Annotated in this window: 11 protein-coding genes; 4 read left to right on the forward strand and 7 right to left on the reverse strand. The window is 70.9% G+C overall.

The features are described from left to right. Nucleotides 1-21: 21 nt before the first annotated feature. The 5 genes from IM767_RS01750 to IM767_RS01770 all read right to left on the reverse strand — a co-directional run bounded on the left by IM767_RS01750 (nucleotide 22) and on the right by IM767_RS01770 (nucleotide 12,386). Nucleotides 22-6,090 carry an Ig-like domain-containing protein gene (locus tag IM767_RS01750; RefSeq protein ID WP_109209684.1) on the reverse strand — a complete coding sequence of 2,023 codons (6,069 nt, stop codon included), beginning with the start codon at nucleotides 6,088-6,090 and terminating at the stop codon, nucleotides 22-24. A 267-nt stretch (nucleotides 6,091-6,357) separates the two neighbouring features. Further along, entirely contained in the window at nucleotides 6,358-8,739 is a 2,382-nt protein-coding gene (locus IM767_RS01755) for an ATP-binding cassette domain-containing protein (protein WP_109209685.1), read from the reverse strand. A gap of 177 nt (nucleotides 8,740-8,916) precedes the next feature. Beyond that, the gene (locus IM767_RS01760; RefSeq protein WP_109209686.1) at nucleotides 8,917-11,160 is read right to left on the reverse strand and encodes an LLM class flavin-dependent oxidoreductase; all 2,244 of its coding nucleotides are present in this window, start codon (nucleotides 11,158-11,160) and stop codon (nucleotides 8,917-8,919) included. A gap of 9 nt (nucleotides 11,161-11,169) precedes the next feature. After that, on the reverse strand, nucleotides 11,170-11,772 hold the full coding sequence (locus IM767_RS01765) for a TetR/AcrR family transcriptional regulator (RefSeq protein ID WP_109209687.1): 603 nt from the start codon (nucleotides 11,770-11,772) through the stop codon (nucleotides 11,170-11,172). A gap of 38 nt (nucleotides 11,773-11,810) precedes the next feature. Beyond that, entirely contained in the window at nucleotides 11,811-12,386 is a 576-nt protein-coding gene (locus tag IM767_RS01770) for a DNA-3-methyladenine glycosylase I (RefSeq protein WP_109209688.1), read from the reverse strand. A 102-nt stretch (nucleotides 12,387-12,488) separates the two neighbouring features. On the opposite strand from IM767_RS01770, the gene IM767_RS01775 reads away from it, so the two are divergent. Continuing rightward, nucleotides 12,489-13,037, forward strand: coding sequence for a type 1 glutamine amidotransferase domain-containing protein (locus IM767_RS01775; RefSeq protein ID WP_109209689.1), 549 nt, complete (start codon nucleotides 12,489-12,491; stop codon nucleotides 13,035-13,037). Nucleotides 13,038-13,255: 218 nt separating this feature from the next. Continuing rightward, on the forward strand, nucleotides 13,256-13,654 hold the full coding sequence (locus IM767_RS01780; RefSeq protein ID WP_109209690.1) for a glucose-6-phosphate dehydrogenase: 399 nt from the start codon (nucleotides 13,256-13,258) through the stop codon (nucleotides 13,652-13,654). Between the two features lie 13 nt (nucleotides 13,655-13,667). Here IM767_RS01780 and IM767_RS01785 read toward each other — a convergent pair whose 3' ends face one another. Further along, complete coding sequence (locus IM767_RS01785) at nucleotides 13,668-15,773, reverse strand: acyl-CoA dehydrogenase family protein (protein ID WP_109209796.1); 2,106 nt, start codon at nucleotides 15,771-15,773, stop codon at nucleotides 13,668-13,670. A gap of 185 nt (nucleotides 15,774-15,958) precedes the next feature. Further along, entirely contained in the window at nucleotides 15,959-16,147 is a 189-nt protein-coding gene (locus IM767_RS01790; RefSeq protein ID WP_109209691.1) for a hypothetical protein, read from the reverse strand. A gap of 163 nt (nucleotides 16,148-16,310) precedes the next feature. On the opposite strand from IM767_RS01790, the gene IM767_RS01795 reads away from it, so the two are divergent. Together IM767_RS01795 and IM767_RS01800 are read left to right on the forward strand one after the other, a co-directional pair. Next, nucleotides 16,311-16,667 carry a VOC family protein gene (locus IM767_RS01795; RefSeq protein WP_109209692.1) on the forward strand — a complete coding sequence of 119 codons (357 nt, stop codon included), beginning with the start codon at nucleotides 16,311-16,313 and terminating at the stop codon, nucleotides 16,665-16,667. Nucleotides 16,668-16,697: 30 nt separating this feature from the next. After that, nucleotides 16,698-17,981, forward strand: coding sequence for a GNAT family N-acetyltransferase (locus IM767_RS01800; RefSeq protein WP_109209693.1), 1,284 nt, complete (start codon nucleotides 16,698-16,700; stop codon nucleotides 17,979-17,981). The last annotated feature ends 34 nt before the right edge of the window (nucleotides 17,982-18,015 follow it).

Below are 18,015 nucleotides of genomic sequence, written 5' to 3' on the forward strand. Positions count from 1 at the left end.
TCTCGTGCGGAGGCGGGGTCGCTACCACACGCGTTTCTCGCTGTCGCCGTAGCCGACGATCCTCACCCAGACCTGCTCGCCGTAGTAGCCGTAGTAGCAGCCGAGCTGCACCGAGCCGTTCGCCGGCAGATTCCACGAGGCGCCGCCCGCGAACTCGCCCTGGCCGGAGGAGTAGCAGTAGACCTGGTACCGGCCGGCGGGGAAGTCCTGGGTGTTGACCTGGAAGTAGTGGCAGTTGCCCGAGCCGCAGCCCGCGACCGAACCGGTCCCGGCGCCTCGGCTGACCCAGGCCTTCGGCTGCGGTTGAGGCGCCGTGGTCGCCGACGCCGACACGACACGCGACACCTGGTCCGCTGCGTCGTAGGCCCGCACCTCGATCGTGTGGCGCTGGTCGTAGCCGTTGCCGACGAGCCGGTTGCCGTTGTTCGAGACGTTCTCCCAGCCGCCGCCGTTGATGCGGATCTGCACCTGGGTGATGCTGCGGCCGTTCGCGGCGGGCGCGCTCCAGCTCACCCGGACGCTGGTTCCTTCGCGCTGCGCGTTCACACCGGGATCGCGGACGGGTCCGTACGGGATCGCGCCGTTGGACGGCGCGGACTCCGGGCCCGTGTAACGGACGCCGTCCATCGAGGTGTAGGCGCGCACGCGGATCGTGTAGGTCGTGCCGTTGGACAGGCCGCCGATCGTCTTGTTGCCCGGCATGGCGGTCCAGCCGCCGCCGCTCAGCGAGTACTCGTAGTTCACTTCGCCGGCCGTCGCGCCGTTGCCCGCCGCGTTGCCGTAGGCCACGACCACCGCACTGTTGCCGGTCGGGGTCGACAGCGAGACACCGGTCGGCGCGCCCGGCACGCCGAACGCCCGCCGCGGTGCAGAGGGGGCACCCCAGCTGCTCCAGCCCGCCTTGTTGGAGGCGCGCACGCGGAACGTGTAGTCGACCTCGGACGTCTGGACGTTGACCGCCTGGCGGGGCTGCGAGCCCGGGATGCCGGTGATCGTCTGCACGACCGACGAGCCCTGCATCACCTGCAGCTCGTAGCCCGAGACGGCGTCGCCGTTGTCGGCGGGCGGAGACCACACGACCTCGAGCTGCGCCTGGTTGCCCACCGGGTCGAGGCGGTTGACCGAGGGCGATGCCGGGGGCTCGGGAGCCCGCGCGGGGATCTCGCTGACCGACCACGGGCTGAAGCTCGACGGGTCGGGCGCCAGGTTGTGGGCCTGCACGCGCACCTGGTAGGCGACGCCGTTCTGCAGGCCGTCCCACACGGTCGAGTTGCCGACGACGTCGGTCTTCTGCGAGATGCCCGACGGCGGCGCCGGCGAGATCTCGAGCGTGTACTTCTCCACCGGCGAGCCCGGGGTCGACGGCGTCACCCACGAGACGTTGAGGCTGCGGTCGCCGAAGACGAGCGAGGGCGCGGCCGGGGTGTCGGGACGCGCGTCGGGGCGTGCCTCTTCGGACGGCGGCGACGCGTCGGACGGGCCGACGCGATTCACGGCCACGACCGTGAAGTTGTACTTCACGTTGTTCGTCAGCCCGTCCAGCGTGCACGTGGTGGCCAGGCACTCCTTCTCGTAGCCGCCCACCACCGACGACACGAGGTAGCGCTCGATCTCGGCGCCGTTGTTGGCCGGCGGCGTCCACGAGAGCACCACGGTGCGGTCCTGCACGCTCGAGACGGCGGGCGTGCCCGGCGCGTCCGGCTTGCCCTGGACAGTGAGCCGAATCCGGCCCTCGACCTCGCGGTCGGGGTCGCCGGTCGCGTCCTGCACGCGGTAGCGCACGACCATCGTGCCGAAGAACTTCGCGTCCGGAGTGACCTTCACCTGGTCGCCGTCGATCACCGGCGGCGCGCCGTCGCCGGTCTCGACGACCGCGGCGGTCACCTTGAGCGGCTTGTCGGGGAAGGGGTTCACGTCGTTGGCGAGCACCGGCACCGTGATCGTCTTGCCCTGGTGGGCCTCGGGCACGACGTCGTCGTTCGCCGTCGGCAGCTCCCGCGTCGATGCGATGACGCGCACATTGACGACGCCTTCGATCGGCTCGGTCGTGCCGTCGCTGATGCGGAGGCGGATGGTGGCCGCCGTGCCCTTCTTCGTGTCGGCGGCCGCGCCGACGCGCAGTTCGTCGCCGTCGATCTCGGCGGTCATGCCGCTGGGCGACCCGCCGACGATCTCGTACTCGATCCGGCCGGCGTCCTCGGGGTCGGGGTCGGTGGTCAGCCCGCCGAGGTCGAGAGCGGACGGGTCCTCGCCGGGTGCGACATCCATCTGTCCGTTGACGAACGTGGGCTGCTGGTTCTCGGGCGGGAGCACGGTGATGGGCAGCGTCAGCGTCGCCTTGCGCCCCTCGGGGTCGTCGGGACCGGTGCCGTCGGTCACCTCGAAGGTGATGGCGTCGGGGCCGAAGTAGCCCGCGGCCGACGTGTAGACGAGCGTCGTCTGGTCCTTCACGAGGGACGAGCCGTCGTTGTGGGCGGCGGTGACCTTCGCGGCCTCGGTGATGATGACCTTGTCACCGCCGGCGGAGCGCACGTGGTCGGCGAGAGCGAGTTCGACGGTCTCGCCGCTCTTCACCTCGATCGGCTCCGTCGACAGCAGGGTCGGCGGAAGCGACGACAGCGAGGGGACGTGGATGAAGGCGGATGCCGCATTCCCGTCGCGGTCGGTGATCGTGTAGGTCACGAGGCGGCCGGCGTCGCCCAGGGTGACGCGCACCTTGCCGTCGGCCAGCACGCGGGAGTTCGCGTCGGCGACGTCCAGCTCCAGGTCGTCGACGGTGCCGTCGGGGTCCTCGTCGTTCGCGAGCACCTCGATGTCGACGACGCCGTCCTCCACGTCGGCGGCGCGGACGTAGTCGTCGCGGGCGATGGGCTTCTGCAGCGGCACGTCCTCGGCGACGGTGATCTGCAGCACGGCCTTCGCCTCGGCGCCCCGCGCGTCGCGGATCGTGTACTGCAGCGAGGTCTCGACCGGCTCGGACGGCGACGTGACGACGACGCGGTTGCCGTCGACCTTCGCCTCGAGCCCCGCCACGTCGGGGAGGATCAGCCCGTTCTTGACGATGCCGAACTCATCGCCGTCGGGGTCGGAGTCGTTCGCGAGCACCGGCACGGCGACCGAGCGATCGGGCCGCATGATCACGGAGTCCTTCACCGCGTACGGCGCCTGGTTCATGCCCTCGGGCGGCGCGACACCCACGCGGATGCTCGCGGTGGCCTCGGCGCCCAGCCGGTCGCGGACTCGGTAGGTGAAGGCGTCGACCCCGGCGGTGTCGTCGAAGGCCTCGTAGACGAGGTAGTCCGAGCCGGTCTCGACGACGCGGCCCTTGCCCGGCGACGACGCCAGGCCGAGCAGCTCGACGGAGTCGCCATCGGAGTCGATGCCATCGAGCGGCACCGCGATGCGCACGCGGCTGCCGCTGAGGACGCGCGCGGTCAGGTCGCGCGGCCGCGGCGCGGCGTTGGTGTCGGCGTTGACTGGGAGCACCTGGATCGTGATGTAGCCGGCGTCCTTCTGCCCGGTGCTGTCGACGGCTTCGTAGGTCGCGTAGACGGTGCCCGGTTCGTCGGACGCGCGGAAGCGCACGGTGTCCTGCGAGACGAAGGCCTCGCCGTCCTCGGGCTCGATGAGCGGAGGAACGAGGTCGGGTGCGACGTGGATGGTGTCGCCGTTGGGGTGGTAGTCGTTGTCGAGCACGGGGATCGTCACGACGTCGCCGGCGCGGACGACCACCTGGTCGTCGTTGGCGACCGGCGGCCGCAGCTGGGCGGGAGCCGGGATGGGGATGACGATGACATCACCCTCGGCGGACTGCGACCCGTTGGAGATGCGGTAGGTGATGCGCACCTGTTCCGAGAGCGCGGCCTGGTCGCTGATGCGCAGCGTCTCGTGGTTGAGCACGGCGACCGCGATGCCGGAGCCGGGCTCGACGGTCACGGACTGGACCACCAGGATGCCGCCCGACGGGTCGGAGTCGTTGGTGAGCACGTTGACCAGGACTTCGCCGCCGCTGGGCAGGAGCGCGACATCGCGCACCGCGACCGGGGGCAGGTCGGTCTCGCCCTCCGGCAGGACGTCTACGCGCACGATGCCGGGGATGCCGGCGGCGCCTGCGGCCACCAGGTACTGCACGTAGTAGGTGCCCGGAGTCGCCGAGCGGAAGGTGAACGTCTTGTTGCCGTAGTCGGGCACGATGTCGGCGCCGGTCACCGGGTCGACACGGGCGAGACGCAGCGGCTCGCGGCCCGCTCCGACGTCGTTCGCGAGCGGCGACACCGTGGCGGTCTGGCCCGTGCGGACGGCGACGTAGTCGGCGTTGGTCACCGGATCGATCGACCCGACCGGACGCACGTCGAAGCGGACGATGCCGACGGCCGCGTCCGACCCGTCCGAGACCGTGATCTCGACGTCTTTGCGCCCCTGGGTGTTGCCCACGGCCCGGTAGGTGATCCGGCCGTCGGAGGTGTAGTCGGCCTCATCGCCGTCGGCGGTGACCACCGAGCCGAGGAACACGTCGTCGCCGTCGGGGTCGACCCAGTCCGGCAGGACGTTGTAGGTGATGGTGCCGCCTGCCTCCACGGCGACGGTCGTCACGCGGTTCTGCTTCGGCGGGGCGTTGACGTCCCACCCGTGCACGGCCAGATCCACGCGGGCGGTGTCGGTGCCGCCGCGGCCGTCGGCGACTTCGTAGGTGAAGGATGCCGAACCCGAGGCATCCGCCGGCACGGCGATCTGCAGCGCGCGGCCGTTGTCGATGGACTGGACCTCGCCGATCGAGGGACCGCCGTCGAGCACCCGCGTGGTGAGCACGTCGCCGTCGGGGTCGCTGTCGTTGTCGAGGATCGGGAGGATCGTCGTGCGGCCCGGCCGCACGCCCAGGTCGTCGTCGTTGGCGTCGGGTGGGGTGTTGACCTCGGAGCGCTCCGGGAGCACCGTCTCGGTGGTCTCCTCGGTGGTCTGCTCCTCGTTCTCGGTCTCGCCCTCGGGCGGGGTGATCTCGTCCCAGTTGTCGACGCGCTGCAGGTCTTCTGCGGCCATCCAGGTGGCGCCGCCGATGATGTCGTTGAGCACCACGACGTCGCGGTTCACGCGGAACCGCAGCAGCGACGTCGGCTCGATGCCGTCGATGTCGGCCTCGAGATCGTCGCCGTCACCGGCGCAGTCGCGCACGAAGCGGCCCGAGCCGCTCCACGCGGCGTAGCCGCAGCCGTCGAGCCACACCGGCTCCGCGGGCGACCCCTCGCCGCCGGCTTCGATGGCGGTGGACTCGGAGCCGTCGAACGGCACGCGGACCAGGGCCGATGCCGTCGAGACCGACACCGCATCGGCGGCTGCCGACGGCTGCTGCAGGACGGCGCTGCGCCCGCCGTCGACGACCGTCGCGCGACCATCCGCGATCACGGTGCCGGTGGCGGTGTCGAGCACGACGGGCTTGTCGCCGACGGCGGTGATCGACAACTCCGGCTTCTCGTCCAGGTCGGGCAGGCCGGTGCGCACCGGCTCGGCGGCGGTGTCGTCGTCGCCGATGCGGACCGTGACGAGCTCCGACGTCTCGGCCGAGACGCCGTGCACGACGCCGTCGAGGCCCACGGCGACGTCGGCGCCCTTGCCGAGGTTCGCGTTCGGGTCGATCCCCTCGATCTGGAACGACCCGACCCCGGCCGCGGAGACCACCCAGAGGTCACCGGACGCGCGGTCGAGGATAGCCACCGTGTCGCCGCCGAGCGCCACCTTCGCGTCGCCGGGAAGGCTCGCCGCTCCCGAGAGGGCGACCATGCCGGGGTCCACGACGCTCACCGAGGAGTTGGTGTCGTCGACCACCAGCACCGTGCCGCCCGACTGGAGGATGTCGTAGTCGTCGCTCGTGGTGCGCAGGCCGCCGTCGAGCACCTGCGACTCATGGTTGAAGTGGCCGACGAGGAGGCTCGACTGCTTGGTGACCCACACTCCGCCGTCGTGGAGGTCCACCTCGGTCGTGGGAAGCCCCTGGTAGACGAAGGCGAGCGTCGTGACCGTGACCGCGGCAGCCGTGACGGCGCCCGCCGATGCGAGCGTGCGCGGACGCGCGCGAAGCCATGCGAAAGACCTCATGGAAACCTCGGCCTCCTCCGGGGCATCGTGCGTCTTTACGTGGCCTATGACCCGGCGTGGGGCGCCGGGAGCTCACAGAAGACCTGGGGGAACAACTCAGCCTAACCCGTCGCACACGATGCATCAGGACGGGAAGTGCCAACCGAAGCGATCGTAATCCGCCTGATCAGAGCCGATCGATGGGGACAAACACCCATCCTCCGTCGAGCCCCGACGGCCCGGTCGCCAAGGCCGCCCAGAGGGCCCGAGGTCCGACGCGCCGCCCGCTCAGATGCCGGTCACCGGCACCGCCGCAGCGCCGACGTACTCCCTCAGGTGCTGGGCGGTGAGCGTGTCGGCCGTCGCCACGAGGTCGCTCGGAGTGCCCTCGAACACGATCGCGCCGCCGTCGTGCCCCGCGCCCGGACCGATGTCGATGATCCAGTCGGCGTGGGCCATGACGGCCTGGTGGTGCTCGATCACGATGACGCTGTTGCCGGCCTCGACGAGGCGGTCCAGCATTCCGAGCATGTTCTCGACATCGGCGAGGTGAAGACCGGTGGTCGGCTCGTCGAGCACGTAGATCGCACCCTTCTTCGCCATCGAGATCGCGAGCTTCAGTCGCTGGCGCTCGCCGCCCGAGAGGGTGTTGAGCGCCTGCCCGAGCGTGAGGTACCCGAGGCCGACGTCGATCATGCGCGTGAGCGTGGTGTGCGCCGGTCCGTTGGTGAAGAACGCGGCCGCCTCCACCGCCGACATCGCGAGCACCTCGGCGATGTTCTTGCCGTCGAGGGTGTACTCGAGCACCTCGTCGCTGAAGCCCGACCCTTCGCACAGCTCGCACAGGGTCTCGACCGTCTGCGTGAAGCCCAGGTTCGTGATGATCACACCGAGCCCGCGGCACGCGGGGCACGCGCCCTCGGAGTTGGCGCTGAACAGCGCCGGCTTCACCCCGTTGGCCTTCGCGAACGCGGAGCGGATCGTATCGAGCATGCCCGTGTACGTCGCGGGGCTCGAGCGCCGGTTGCCCTTGATCGGGGACTGGTCGACGACGACCACGTCCTCGAAGCCCGGCACATTGCCGTGGATCAGCGAGGACTTGCCCGAGCCCGCCACCCCGGTGACGACCGTCAGGATCCCCAGCGGCACATCCACGTCGACGCTCTTGAGGTTGTGCTGGGTCGCGCCGCGGATCTCGAGGGCGCCCGTGGCGGTGCGGGTGGACTCCTTGAGCCGTGCGCGGTCGTCGAGGTGCCGGCCCGTGATCGTTCCGGAGGTCCGCAGTCCCGCGACATCGCCCTCGTACTGCACCTCGCCGCCGGAGCGGCCGGCGCCCGGACCGAGGTCGACGATGTGGTCGGCGATCTCGATCACCTCGGGCTTGTGCTCGACGACGAGCACCGTGTTGCCCTTGTCGCGCAGCAGCTTCAGGAGCCGGTTCATGCGCTGGATGTCGTGGGGGTGCAGGCCCGCGGTGGGCTCGTCGAAGACGTAGCTGATGTCGGTGAGCGCCGACCCGAGGTGCCGGATCATCTTGGTGCGCTGCGCCTCACCGCCCGAGAGCGTGCCCGACGACCGGTCCAGCGACAGGTAGCCCAGGCCGATGTCGATGAACGACGCGATCGTCTGCCGCAGCCCGATCATGAGCGGCGCGACGGACGGGTCGTCCACGGTGTCGAGCCACGCCGCGAGGTCGGTGATCTGCATGGCCGCGGCATCCGCGATGCTGATGCCGTTGATCTTGGAAGACCGCGCGCCCTCGTTGAGCCGCGAGCCGCCGCAGTCGGGGCACGGCATGAACTTGACCGCCCGATCGACGAACGCGCGGATGTGGGGCTGGAGCGACTCGCGGTCCTTCTGGAGCATCGACTTCGTGATGCGCGGGACGAGCCCTTCGTACGTCGCGTTGAAGTTCTGGAACTTCACCTTGGTGGGCTCTTTGTAGAGGAAGTCGGCGAGCTCCTGCTCGGTGTAGTCCTGGATCGGCTTGTCGCGGTCGACGAACCCCGACTCCGAGTACCCCCTCACCATCCACCCGTCGGGGTTGAATCCGGGGATCGTGATCGCTCCCTCGGCGAGCGACTTGGTCTTGTCGTAGAGCTCGTCCAGGTCGACGTCGCTCACCTCGCCGAGCCCCTCGCAGCGCGGGCACATGCCGCCCGTGATCTCGAAGGAGCGCCGCTCCTTGACCTTCTTGCCGCCCTTCTCCATGGTGACGGCGCCGGCACCCGAGACCGAGGGGATGTTGAACGAGAAGGCCTGCGGCGATCCCACGTGCGGCTGCCCGATGCGGCTGAACAGCAGGCGGAGCATCGCGTGGGCGTCGGTCGCTGTGCCCACGGTCGAGCGCGAGTTGGCACCCATGCGCTCCTGATCGACGATGATCGCAGGGCTGACGTTCTCGAGCGCATCGACCTCGGGGCGGCTCAGCTGCCCCATGAACTGCTGCACGAACGTCGGGTAGGTCTCGTTGATGAGCCGCTGCGACTCGTTCGCGATCGTGCCGAAGACGAGGGACGACTTGCCCGAGCCGCTCACGCCGGTGAAGACGGTCAGGCGGCGCTTGGGGATCTCGACCGAGACGTTCTTCAGGTTGTTCTCGCGCGCGCCGACGACGCGGATGACCTCGTGCGAATCAGCGATGTGGGACTCGGATGCCTCGGATGCCATGGGCACGAGTATGCCGCTCAACCCGGACACCGCGCTTCCTGAATCCTGCTCGATCCCCGCGTCATCCTCGGGGGTTCGGGGCGGACCGCGAACGATCGGGGCGCATGGCACACGCCCCGACCGCACGGATCGCGCCCCGAACCGGAAGGACGACGGACGGACGACGGATGCCGCGGCTCAGGCCGCGTCGGCCTCCGCAGGTTCGATCGCGAAATTGTCGCGGAAGACGCACGTCGGGTCGTAGGCCGCCTTCACCGCGCGCAGCCGCTCGAGCGTCGCGGGCGGGAACGCCTCGGCGACCCGCTCCGGGCGCAGCGACGAGTCGAAGCTCAGGTACATCCCGTCGATGTGCGCCGCCAGCGTCCGCCACTGCGCGTCGAGCCGATCGGGGTTGGATCCGAGCGCCGCAACCGCGAACTTCGCGGACCGGTTGCCGTAGGCCGTCGCACTTTCGGCGACGTCGGCCACGGCACCGCCGACCGCGCGCAGCTGGAAGAACGGCACCGCGCCGGATTCCAGCATCCGTGCCGCCGCTTCGGCGAAGGCGGGGGTGACGTGCTCGATGAGCCCCGAGCGCGAGTGCGGCTCGCCCGCACCGTGCTGCGGGCCGAGGTCGGCGTTGGCCATCACCTGCGGGTAGGTCGTGAGCTGCACCGACTGCTGCACGAGCGGCGCGAGCTCGGCGAACGGCTGCAGGCGGGCGATGATCGTGTCGGGGTCGTCGGAGTCGACGATTCCGTAGAGCCGGACCACCTGCGGCTGGCCGGGGCGAGGCCCGCCCGTGAGGAGGAACAGCGTGACGTCGCGCGGCGCGGACTCGATGGCGCGGCCGTAGCCCTCGAGGAACTCGGCGACGTCGTCGACCTGGAACGCCAGCTGGGCGTAGCCGACCTGGCCGACCTCGTCGACCTCGAACTCGAAGGCGGTCACGACGCCGACGTTGGCGCCGGCCCCGCGGATCGCCCAGAAGAGGTCGGGGTGGGTCGCGGCATCCGTCCGCACGATGGAGCCGTCCGCCAGCACCACCTCGGCGGCGCGCAGATGGTCGATGGTCAGCCCGTGCTCGCGGGCGAGCAGGCCGATGCCGCCAGCGGTCGCGAGCCCGCCGACACCCACGCCGCCGTAGTCGCCCGAGGTCAGCGCCCAGCCGTGCTCGCCGAGCACCGCGGCCACCTGCGCCCAGCGGGCGCCCGGTCCGATCCGCACCAGGCGGCGGTCGGCGTCGATCACCGCGATCTCGTTCAGGCGGCGCAGGTCGATCACGATCCCGCCGTCGTTCGTACTGCGCCCGCTGATGCCGTGGCCGCCGCTGCGGACCGCGAGCGGAAGCTCGGGGTGCCGCCGCGCGAACGCGAGCGCGTCTGCGACCTGCTGCGGCGAGTCGGGCTGCAGCACGAGGCCCGGCGCACCCCCGCGCATGTAGGTCGCGCGCACGTCGCCGTAGTCGAAGTCGCCGGGCTCGATCGCGCGGATGCCCGCCGGGACGTCGTCGTAGGCGATGCCGTCGCGGCGTGCGGCAAGCGCGGCCGCGGACCGGACCGGCGCCGCCGACACCCCGCGCGCGCCGCGCTCGGCGCCGACCAGCTCGCGCACCGCGGGGGCCACATCCTCGCCGAAGCGCTGCAGCAGGTTCGGGTCGTCGGCCGCGAGGATGAAGGTGCCGATGCCGTCCTCGAGCGCGAGGCGCGCGAGGCGCTCGGCGAACTCGCCGGGGTCGGCCGCCAGCTGCCCGATGTTGAGCAGGCGCCGGATCTCGCGCGGGTCGCGCCCGACGGACTGTGCGGCCTCGTCGATCGCGGCGTTGCCCTTGGCCAGGTCGCCCGGCTGCAGATAGGCGAGCGAGGGGAGCCAGCCGTCGCCCTTGCGCCCGGTGAGCGCGAGCATGCGCGGCTTGTACGCGCCGATGTGGAGCGGGATGTCGTGAGCCGGTCGCGGTCCGCGCTTCGCGCCGTGCACGCGGTGATACCGGCCGTCGGCGAAGACGCCGCGGCGCTCATCAGTGCGCCACAGCTCGCGGATGAGGTCGATCGCCTCCTCCAGCGCGGTGACGGCCTGCCCGGGCGTCAGCCGCGTGCCGCCCATGGCCTCGATCGCGTCCCAGAACCCGCCGGCGCCCAGACCGAGGTCGAAGCGGCCTTCCGAGAGCAGGTCGATGCTGGCGGCGGCGCGCGCCACGACGGCCGGCGGCCGCAGCGGCACGTTCAGCACGTTGGGCGCGATGCGGATGGTCGAGGTGCGCGCGGCGACGAACGACATGAGCGTCCAGGTGTCGAGGAACGCCGGCTGGTAGGGGTGGTCCTGGAAGGTGACGAGGTCGAGACCGGATGCCTCGGCCACCTGCGAGAGCAGCACCGGGGCTTCGGGGCTCGAGGCGGCGGGGGTGATGAAGGCGCCGAATTCGAGGGGGTGTCCGTAGTCCATGAGGTCCTTTCAGCCGAGCGTCGCGGCGGGACGGGCCGCGGCCGGCGATGCGGAAGATGCGGGGGTGTCGGGGCTCATGCCCGAAAGGAGGATGTCGAGCAGCAGGTCGCGGTCGCCGGGCACGCCGAGGCGCACGGCGTGCTCGACGCCGCAGAGCAGCCGCTGAAGCTGGGCGGGAGAGACGTCGTCGCGCACGACGCCGTCGCGCTGCGCGCGCGAGAGCACGGCCTCGTAGCCCGCGAAGACCCTGCTGCGCGCGGCCGCGCACTCATCGTGGACGACCGGGTCCGTCCGGGCGAGGTCGGTGAGCACGGCTTCGAGCCCACCATCCTGCAGCTGCAGCGTGAGGGCGTCGTCGAGGAAGCCCCGGAAGGCCCGGTGGGCGTCGTGCTCCGCCGCCGCGCGGTCGGCGGCCTCCACCAGGCGGACCAGCGCGTCCACGCTCAGCGCCTCGACGAGCGCCTGCACGGTCGGGAAGTGCCGGTAGACGGTGCCGATCCCCACGCCGGCGTCGCGGGCGACATCATTCAGGCGCAACGCGCGAACGTCGTGACTGCGCGCCGCCTCGAGGATGCGCTCTCGACTGCGGAGGGCATCGGCTCGGGGGGTCATGACGTCAGCCTACACCCGAAACGGATGAACTATCCGTTTCAGGGAGTCACCCGCCAGCAGCCGTCGACGTGGTCGTTCACCATCCCCGCGGACTGCATCAGCGCGTACATCGTGGTCGGGCCGACGAAACGGAAGCCGCGCTTGCGGAGCGCCTTGCTCATCGAGGTGGCCTCGGGGGTGACCGCGGGCACGTCGGCGAAAGTGGCGGGGCGACGATGGGCGGCCGGTGCGAACGACCACATGAGGGTGTCGAGCTCACCTGGCTCGAACGCGAGCAGGAGGCGCGCGTTCGAGATCGTCGCCTCGATCTTGGCGCGATTGCGGATGATCCCGGCATCCGTCATCAGCCGCGCGATGTCGTCGTCGCCGAACGCGGCCACCGCCTCGGGCTCGAAGCCCGCGAACACCTCGCGGAACCGCGGGCGCTTGCGCAGGATCGTGATCCACGACAGCCCCGCCTGGAACCCCTCGAGGCTCATCTTCTCGAACAGCGCGCGGTCGCCGTGCAGCGGCACGCCCCACTCCTCGTCGTGGTAGCGGGCGTACTCGAGGTCGTCGCCGACCCACGCGCAGCGCGCGCGGCCGTCGGCCCCGAGGCGGATGTCGGTGCTCACGGCGCCAGCCTACGGGCGGGGTGCCGACATCACGCCGGCTGCGGCGCCCGGAGACTGTCAACCCCCTCGGAGGCGGGCGCGATCGTACGTAGCGTGACGGACATGACTGATCTCACCGGGAAGAAGATCGCGTTCCTCGCGACGAACGGCTACGAAGACAGCGAACTGACCTCGCCCTGGGAGGCCGTCACCGCGGCGGGCGCGACCGCCGTCATGGTCTCCCCCGAACAGGACGAGATCGAGGGCAAGAACGGCCACCGCCAGCCGGTGGACGTGAAGGTGGCCACGGCAGACGCGGGGCAGTTCGACGCCCTGGTCCTGCCCGGAGGCGTCGTCAACGCCGACCACCTGCGCATGGACGCCGACGCCGTCGCCTTCGGCCGCAGCTTCTTCGAGCAGCACAAGCCGGTCGGAGTGATCTGCCACGGTGGCTGGCTGCTCGTGGAGGCCGACGTCGTCGGCGGCCGGAAGCTCACCAGCTACCCCAGCCTCAAGACCGACCTGCGCAACGCCGGCGCGACATGGGTGGACGAAGAGGTCGTGGTCGACCAGGGACTCGTGTCCAGCCGCACGCCGGACGATCTGCCCGCCTTCAACGCCAAGGTCGTCGAAGAGGTGGCCGAGGGGACGCACTCGGGCCAGACAGCCTGACGCCGGTCTCGCGGGCGCGCCGACACCGGCGCGCCCGCGTCAACTCATCGTCGATACCGGCGCGCCGGCGATGGCTGGGCGGCGACTGCGCCCACGCCCAGCCATCGCCGGCGGCGGGTGTTCAACGCCTCGTCACCGATCCGATTCCCGGATGCCGCGCGCGTCGCTTACCGTGGAATGTCGGGCTGTTCGCGCCCGTGCGAGTGGGAGGCAGGACCATGAAGATCGTCGCGTCGGCGGATTGGCGGGACTCCGTCCCCTTCGAGAGTCCCGTGCTGGTCGCCGATGTGGTGCCGGGTGAGCCGACGCGATGCTTCGCATGCGGCGCGGACTCCGAGCCGCTCCCCCGCACCGAGCTCTGGGCCTTCAAGCATCGCCACCCGAAGAACCACGACGGGTACGTGCGGTTCTACTGCTCGTTCCACGTGCCGAAGGTGGAGCGCCGCCCCGAGCCGGCCCCGACCTCGACGGCTCGCGCGAAGTCGTCGCGGCCCCCCGGTGAGCGTCGCCTGCCCAAGCCCGTCATCCCCGAGCGCCAGCGCGCGATGTGCCCGAACTGCTTCGTCGAGGTGTCGGCGACCGGCGAGTGCGGCATGTGCGGCTGGACGGCCGCCTGACCTCGGCGCCGGACTACTTCTTCTTCAGCGACTTCTCCGACACCGGCGCGCTGCCCGACGCGGCGAGCGCGCGGTAGTACTCGCGGGCCTCGTCCTGGCGCTTGCGCTCGGCACCCGACGCGATGGGCGCCCGCACGTGCTCGGGGGCGAAGCCGTAGGCGTCCACGAGATCCTGAGCGTGCGGACGCAGCCGCGCCGCGAGCCGGTCGATGTAGCGGGAGACGGATGCCGCACGCTGCGTCGACAGCCGTCCGTTGATGAGGTACCACGCGAGGTGCTTCTCGATGAGGTGCAGACCGAAGAGGTCCCGCAGCCACGTGAGCACCTGCTTCGTGCCCTCGTCGGAGATGCGGTTGACGCCGTCGGTGAACGCCTCCCACTGCAGGAGCTCGCCGTGTGCGCGGGCGGCCTCGATGAGCTCGGCCTGGTGGCTGTTGAACAGCGCAGCGGCCGCCGCCGGGGATTGCTTGACCGCCGGACGCAGGGCGGCGGCGACATCCGCCACCATCCGCTGCACGCGGCCCGCGAGCAGCTCGTGCTGCTGTTCGGCGCGCAGGCCCAGCTCCACCGAGCGGGCGGTCGACCCGAAGTCGGCCACCGCCTGCCCGAGTTGGCGCAGGCCGGCGCCGTGGAACAGCTTGCCGGCGGTCTGCCGGGCGGCGAAGCGGGCGAGGGCTGCGGCATCCTTCCCCTTGAACTGCCTGGCGTAGTCCGACAGCAATCGCTTGCCCACCAGCTGGAGCAGGACGTTGTTGTCGCCCTCGAAGGTGACGTAGACGTCGAGGTCCTGGTGGAGGCCGACCATGCGGTTCTCGGCGAGGAAGCCGGAGCCGCCGCAGGCCTCGCGGGCTTCCTGGATCGTGCTCAGGGCGTTCCAGGTGCTGAGCGGCTTGAGCGCGGCGGCGAGGGTCTCGAGGTCTTCGCGCTCCTCGGGGGTGTCGGTGCGGCCCGAGAAGACCGCGTCGAACTTCTTCAGCAGCTCGTCGTGGCTGAAGAACTGTGCGTAGTTCTGCGCCAGCAGGGGCAGCAGTCGCCGCTGGTGCTTGCCGTAGTCGAGCAGCACGACCTCTTCGGTGCCGGCGCCCGAGTCGAACTGACGACGCTGGTTCGCGTAGGTGAGGGCGATGTGCAGCGCGAGCGCGGTGCCCGTGGTCGCGGCGCCGTCGAGCGACACGCGGCCCTGCACGAGCGCGCCGAGCATCGTGAAGAAGCGGCGTCCGGGGCTCGCGATGTCGGACGTGTACGAGCCGTCGGCGGCCACCTGCCCGTACCGGTCGAGCAGATTGAATCTGGGCACACGCACGCTTTCGAAGGCAAGCCGCCCGTTGTCGATGCCGTTGAGGCCGCCCTTGACGCCGTCGTCCTCGCTGATGATGCCGGGCAGCATCTCGCCCTCGTCGTCGCGGATCGGCACGAAGAAGCAGTGGACGCCGTAGTTGACGCCGCCCGTGATGAGCTGGGCGAACACGGTGGCCGCCTTGCCGTGCAGCGCCGCGTTGCCGAGGTAGTCCTTGTACGCGCCGCGGAACGGCGTGTGGATGACGAACTCCTCGGTCTCAGGATCGTAAGTCGCGGTGGTGCCGATGGCGGCGACGTCCGACCCGTGGCCGGTCTCGGTCATCGCGAACGCGCCCGGGATCGACAGGTCGGTGATGCCGGGCATCCACTTGTCGTGGTGCTTCTCGGTGCCGAGCTGGAAGACCGCCGAGCCGAACAGGCCCCACTGCACCCCGGACTTGATCTGCAGGCTGGGGTCGGCGAGCACGAGCTCCTGGAAGCCGGCGAGGTTCGCGCCGTTGTCGTTCAGGCCGCCGAACTTCTCGGGCATCGCGCGGCGCGAGCCGCCGTGCTCGACCAGCAGGTGCAGCTGCGTCAGCACCCGCTCGCGGTGCTCGGCCATCGGCTGCCCGTCGATGCGCCAGAAAGCCGGGTCCTTGATCATCTCGCGCGCCTCACGGCGGGTGTCGCCCCACGTGCCGAGGAGCAGATCGGTGACCGCGGCGATGTCGATGCGGGGATCGGATGCCTCGGCCGCCGTGTGCGGCGCGGTCGGGGCTCCGCCGGCGGGCGTGCGCTTGTGGACGGCGGGCTTCTTGGTGCGGACGGCGGCGTCAGCCATGTGCATCACCTCTCGCTGGGATGGACAAGATCAAGTTCTCTCCGACCGTAGGACTCCCACAACCTCCACTCAAAGCGTCTGGTGGATGTCCACAACCCGAAGCGGAGACGGGTCGCGCGCGGATTGTGCGAGACGCACAGGCGGGCGCCCCGGAGCCCCGGAGCGCCCGCGCGTGACGCCCTGCGTCAGTTGGTGCGGCTGAACGGATTCGTGGTCTCGCCGTTGGTCTTCGAGTGCGGGTTGATCACCGCGCCGTTGGTCCGGCCGTGCGGGTCGGTGGAGTACTCCTTGGGGACGGCGGAGGCGGCGATCGGCGCGCTCAGGAGCGCGACCACGGCACCGGCGGCGAGGCCGGTGAACATCTGCTTCTTCATCGAGGCATTCCTTCTGTGGGGGGAGTCGGCGCCGGTGGGCGCCACGCGCACGCTAGCGCGACCGGGACGCCGCGCGGAAGAGTCATCCACCGGCCAGATCCTCTTGCGGCGATCACCCGCCCAGCACCGAGCGAACGTCCACGATGAGGCCTACGCTCGAAGCATGGCCCCGCCGACGGCGATCACGACCGCGTTCATCCCCGTCCACGACCCGCGCGCGAGCGCGCTCTGGTACGCGGATGCCTTCGGCCTCGGCGTCGTCGAGGCGTCCGACTTCTCGAGCGTGCTCGCCGGGTCGCACGGACAGGTGACGCTGATGGGGCCGAAGAGCGGCATCCACGTCGAACCCGGCCTGCGGTGGGCGACGTGCAACTTCCGCGTCGACGACCTCGCCTCCGTGCACGAGCGGCTCGCACGGCTCGGCGCGCATCCGAGCGACGAGCTCGGCGACCCGGACCGCTGTCTGTTCTTCACGGCGACCGACCCCGATGGCAACACCATCCTCGTCACCGACCGCTGACGAGGCGGACGGAGCCAAGGCGGATCGACGATGCCTGCGACGCGCGACCGGACTGTGACACTCACCCCGTGGGGTGCGGGCGACCTGCCCCTGCTCGAACGCGCCAACACCCCGGAGATGACCGCGCATCTGGGCGGACCCGAGACCCCGGTGCAGCTCGAGGAGCGCCAGGAGCGCTACCTGCGGCTGTCGGGCACCGGCGAAGCGAGCATGTACCGGATCGAGGTCGACGGCGAGGCGGTCGGCGGCATCGGGTACTGGCAGGTGGAGCACGACGGAGCACCGGCGTGGGAGACCGGCTGGAACGTCTTCCCGGAGTGGCAGGGCCATGGCTTCGCTCGGGAGGCGCTGCGGCTGATCGTGCGGGAGGTCGCGGAGCGAGGCGACCGCCATCTGCTGGTCGCCTACCCGGGTGCCGACAATCCGGCGTCGAACGCGCTCTGCGCGCGCGCCGGCTTCGAGGACCGCGGCTCGGGCACGATGCCCTGGCGGAGCGGTGAGCTGGCGTTCCGCACGTGGGTGCTCGACATGTCGCCGCTCGACCTCGACGGCCGCGAACCCGACCTCGACGAGCGTTTCGGCGAGGGCGTGCTCGACGAGAAGTTGTGGTGGCCGTACTACCTGCCGCACTGGTCCTCGCGCGAACGCGCCGCCGCGAAGTACTCCATCGCCCCGGACGCACTCGAGCTCGCCATCGATGCCGACACCGCGCCGTGGTCGCCCGAGTTCGACGGCGGCAACCGCGTGTCGCACCTGCAGACCGGTCAGTTCTCCGGCCGGCGCGGCTCCGCGGTCGGCCAGCACCGCTTCCGCGAGGGTCTGGCGGTGCGCGAAGAGCAGCCGGAGCGGCGACTTCATCTGCCGCGGTTCGGCGTGATCGAAGTGCGAATGGCCGCCGTGCGCCACCCCGACGTGATGGTCGCCTTCTGGCCGATCGGCTTCGAGGACGCCCCCGAACGCAGCGGCGAGCTGTGCATCGCCGAGATCTTCGGCCGCGAGCTCGACGACGAGGGCGGCTGGGTCGGCGTCGGCGTCAAGGCGCAGCACGACCCGCGCCTGCGCGACGACTTCGAGAAGGTCCGCGTCGAGGGCGACCTCACCGAGATGCACGACTATGCCGTCGAATGGACGCCCGACGCACTGCGTTTCTTCATCGACCACCGCTGGGTCAAGACCGTGCGCCAGAGGATCGACTACCCCGTGCAGCTCATGCTCGACCTGTACGAGTTCCCGCGCGCCGACGGCACGCGCGACACGGCGGCGCTGCCCCACACGATGCGCGTCGAGCGTGTCCGCACCTTCCCGTCAGCCTGACCGACCTCGCATCTCCGCCCCGCACCGGCCGTCG

The sequence above is a fragment of the Microbacterium ureisolvens genome (assembly GCF_015278315.1).
Taxonomy (GTDB): domain Bacteria; phylum Actinomycetota; class Actinomycetes; order Actinomycetales; family Microbacteriaceae; genus Microbacterium; species Microbacterium ureisolvens.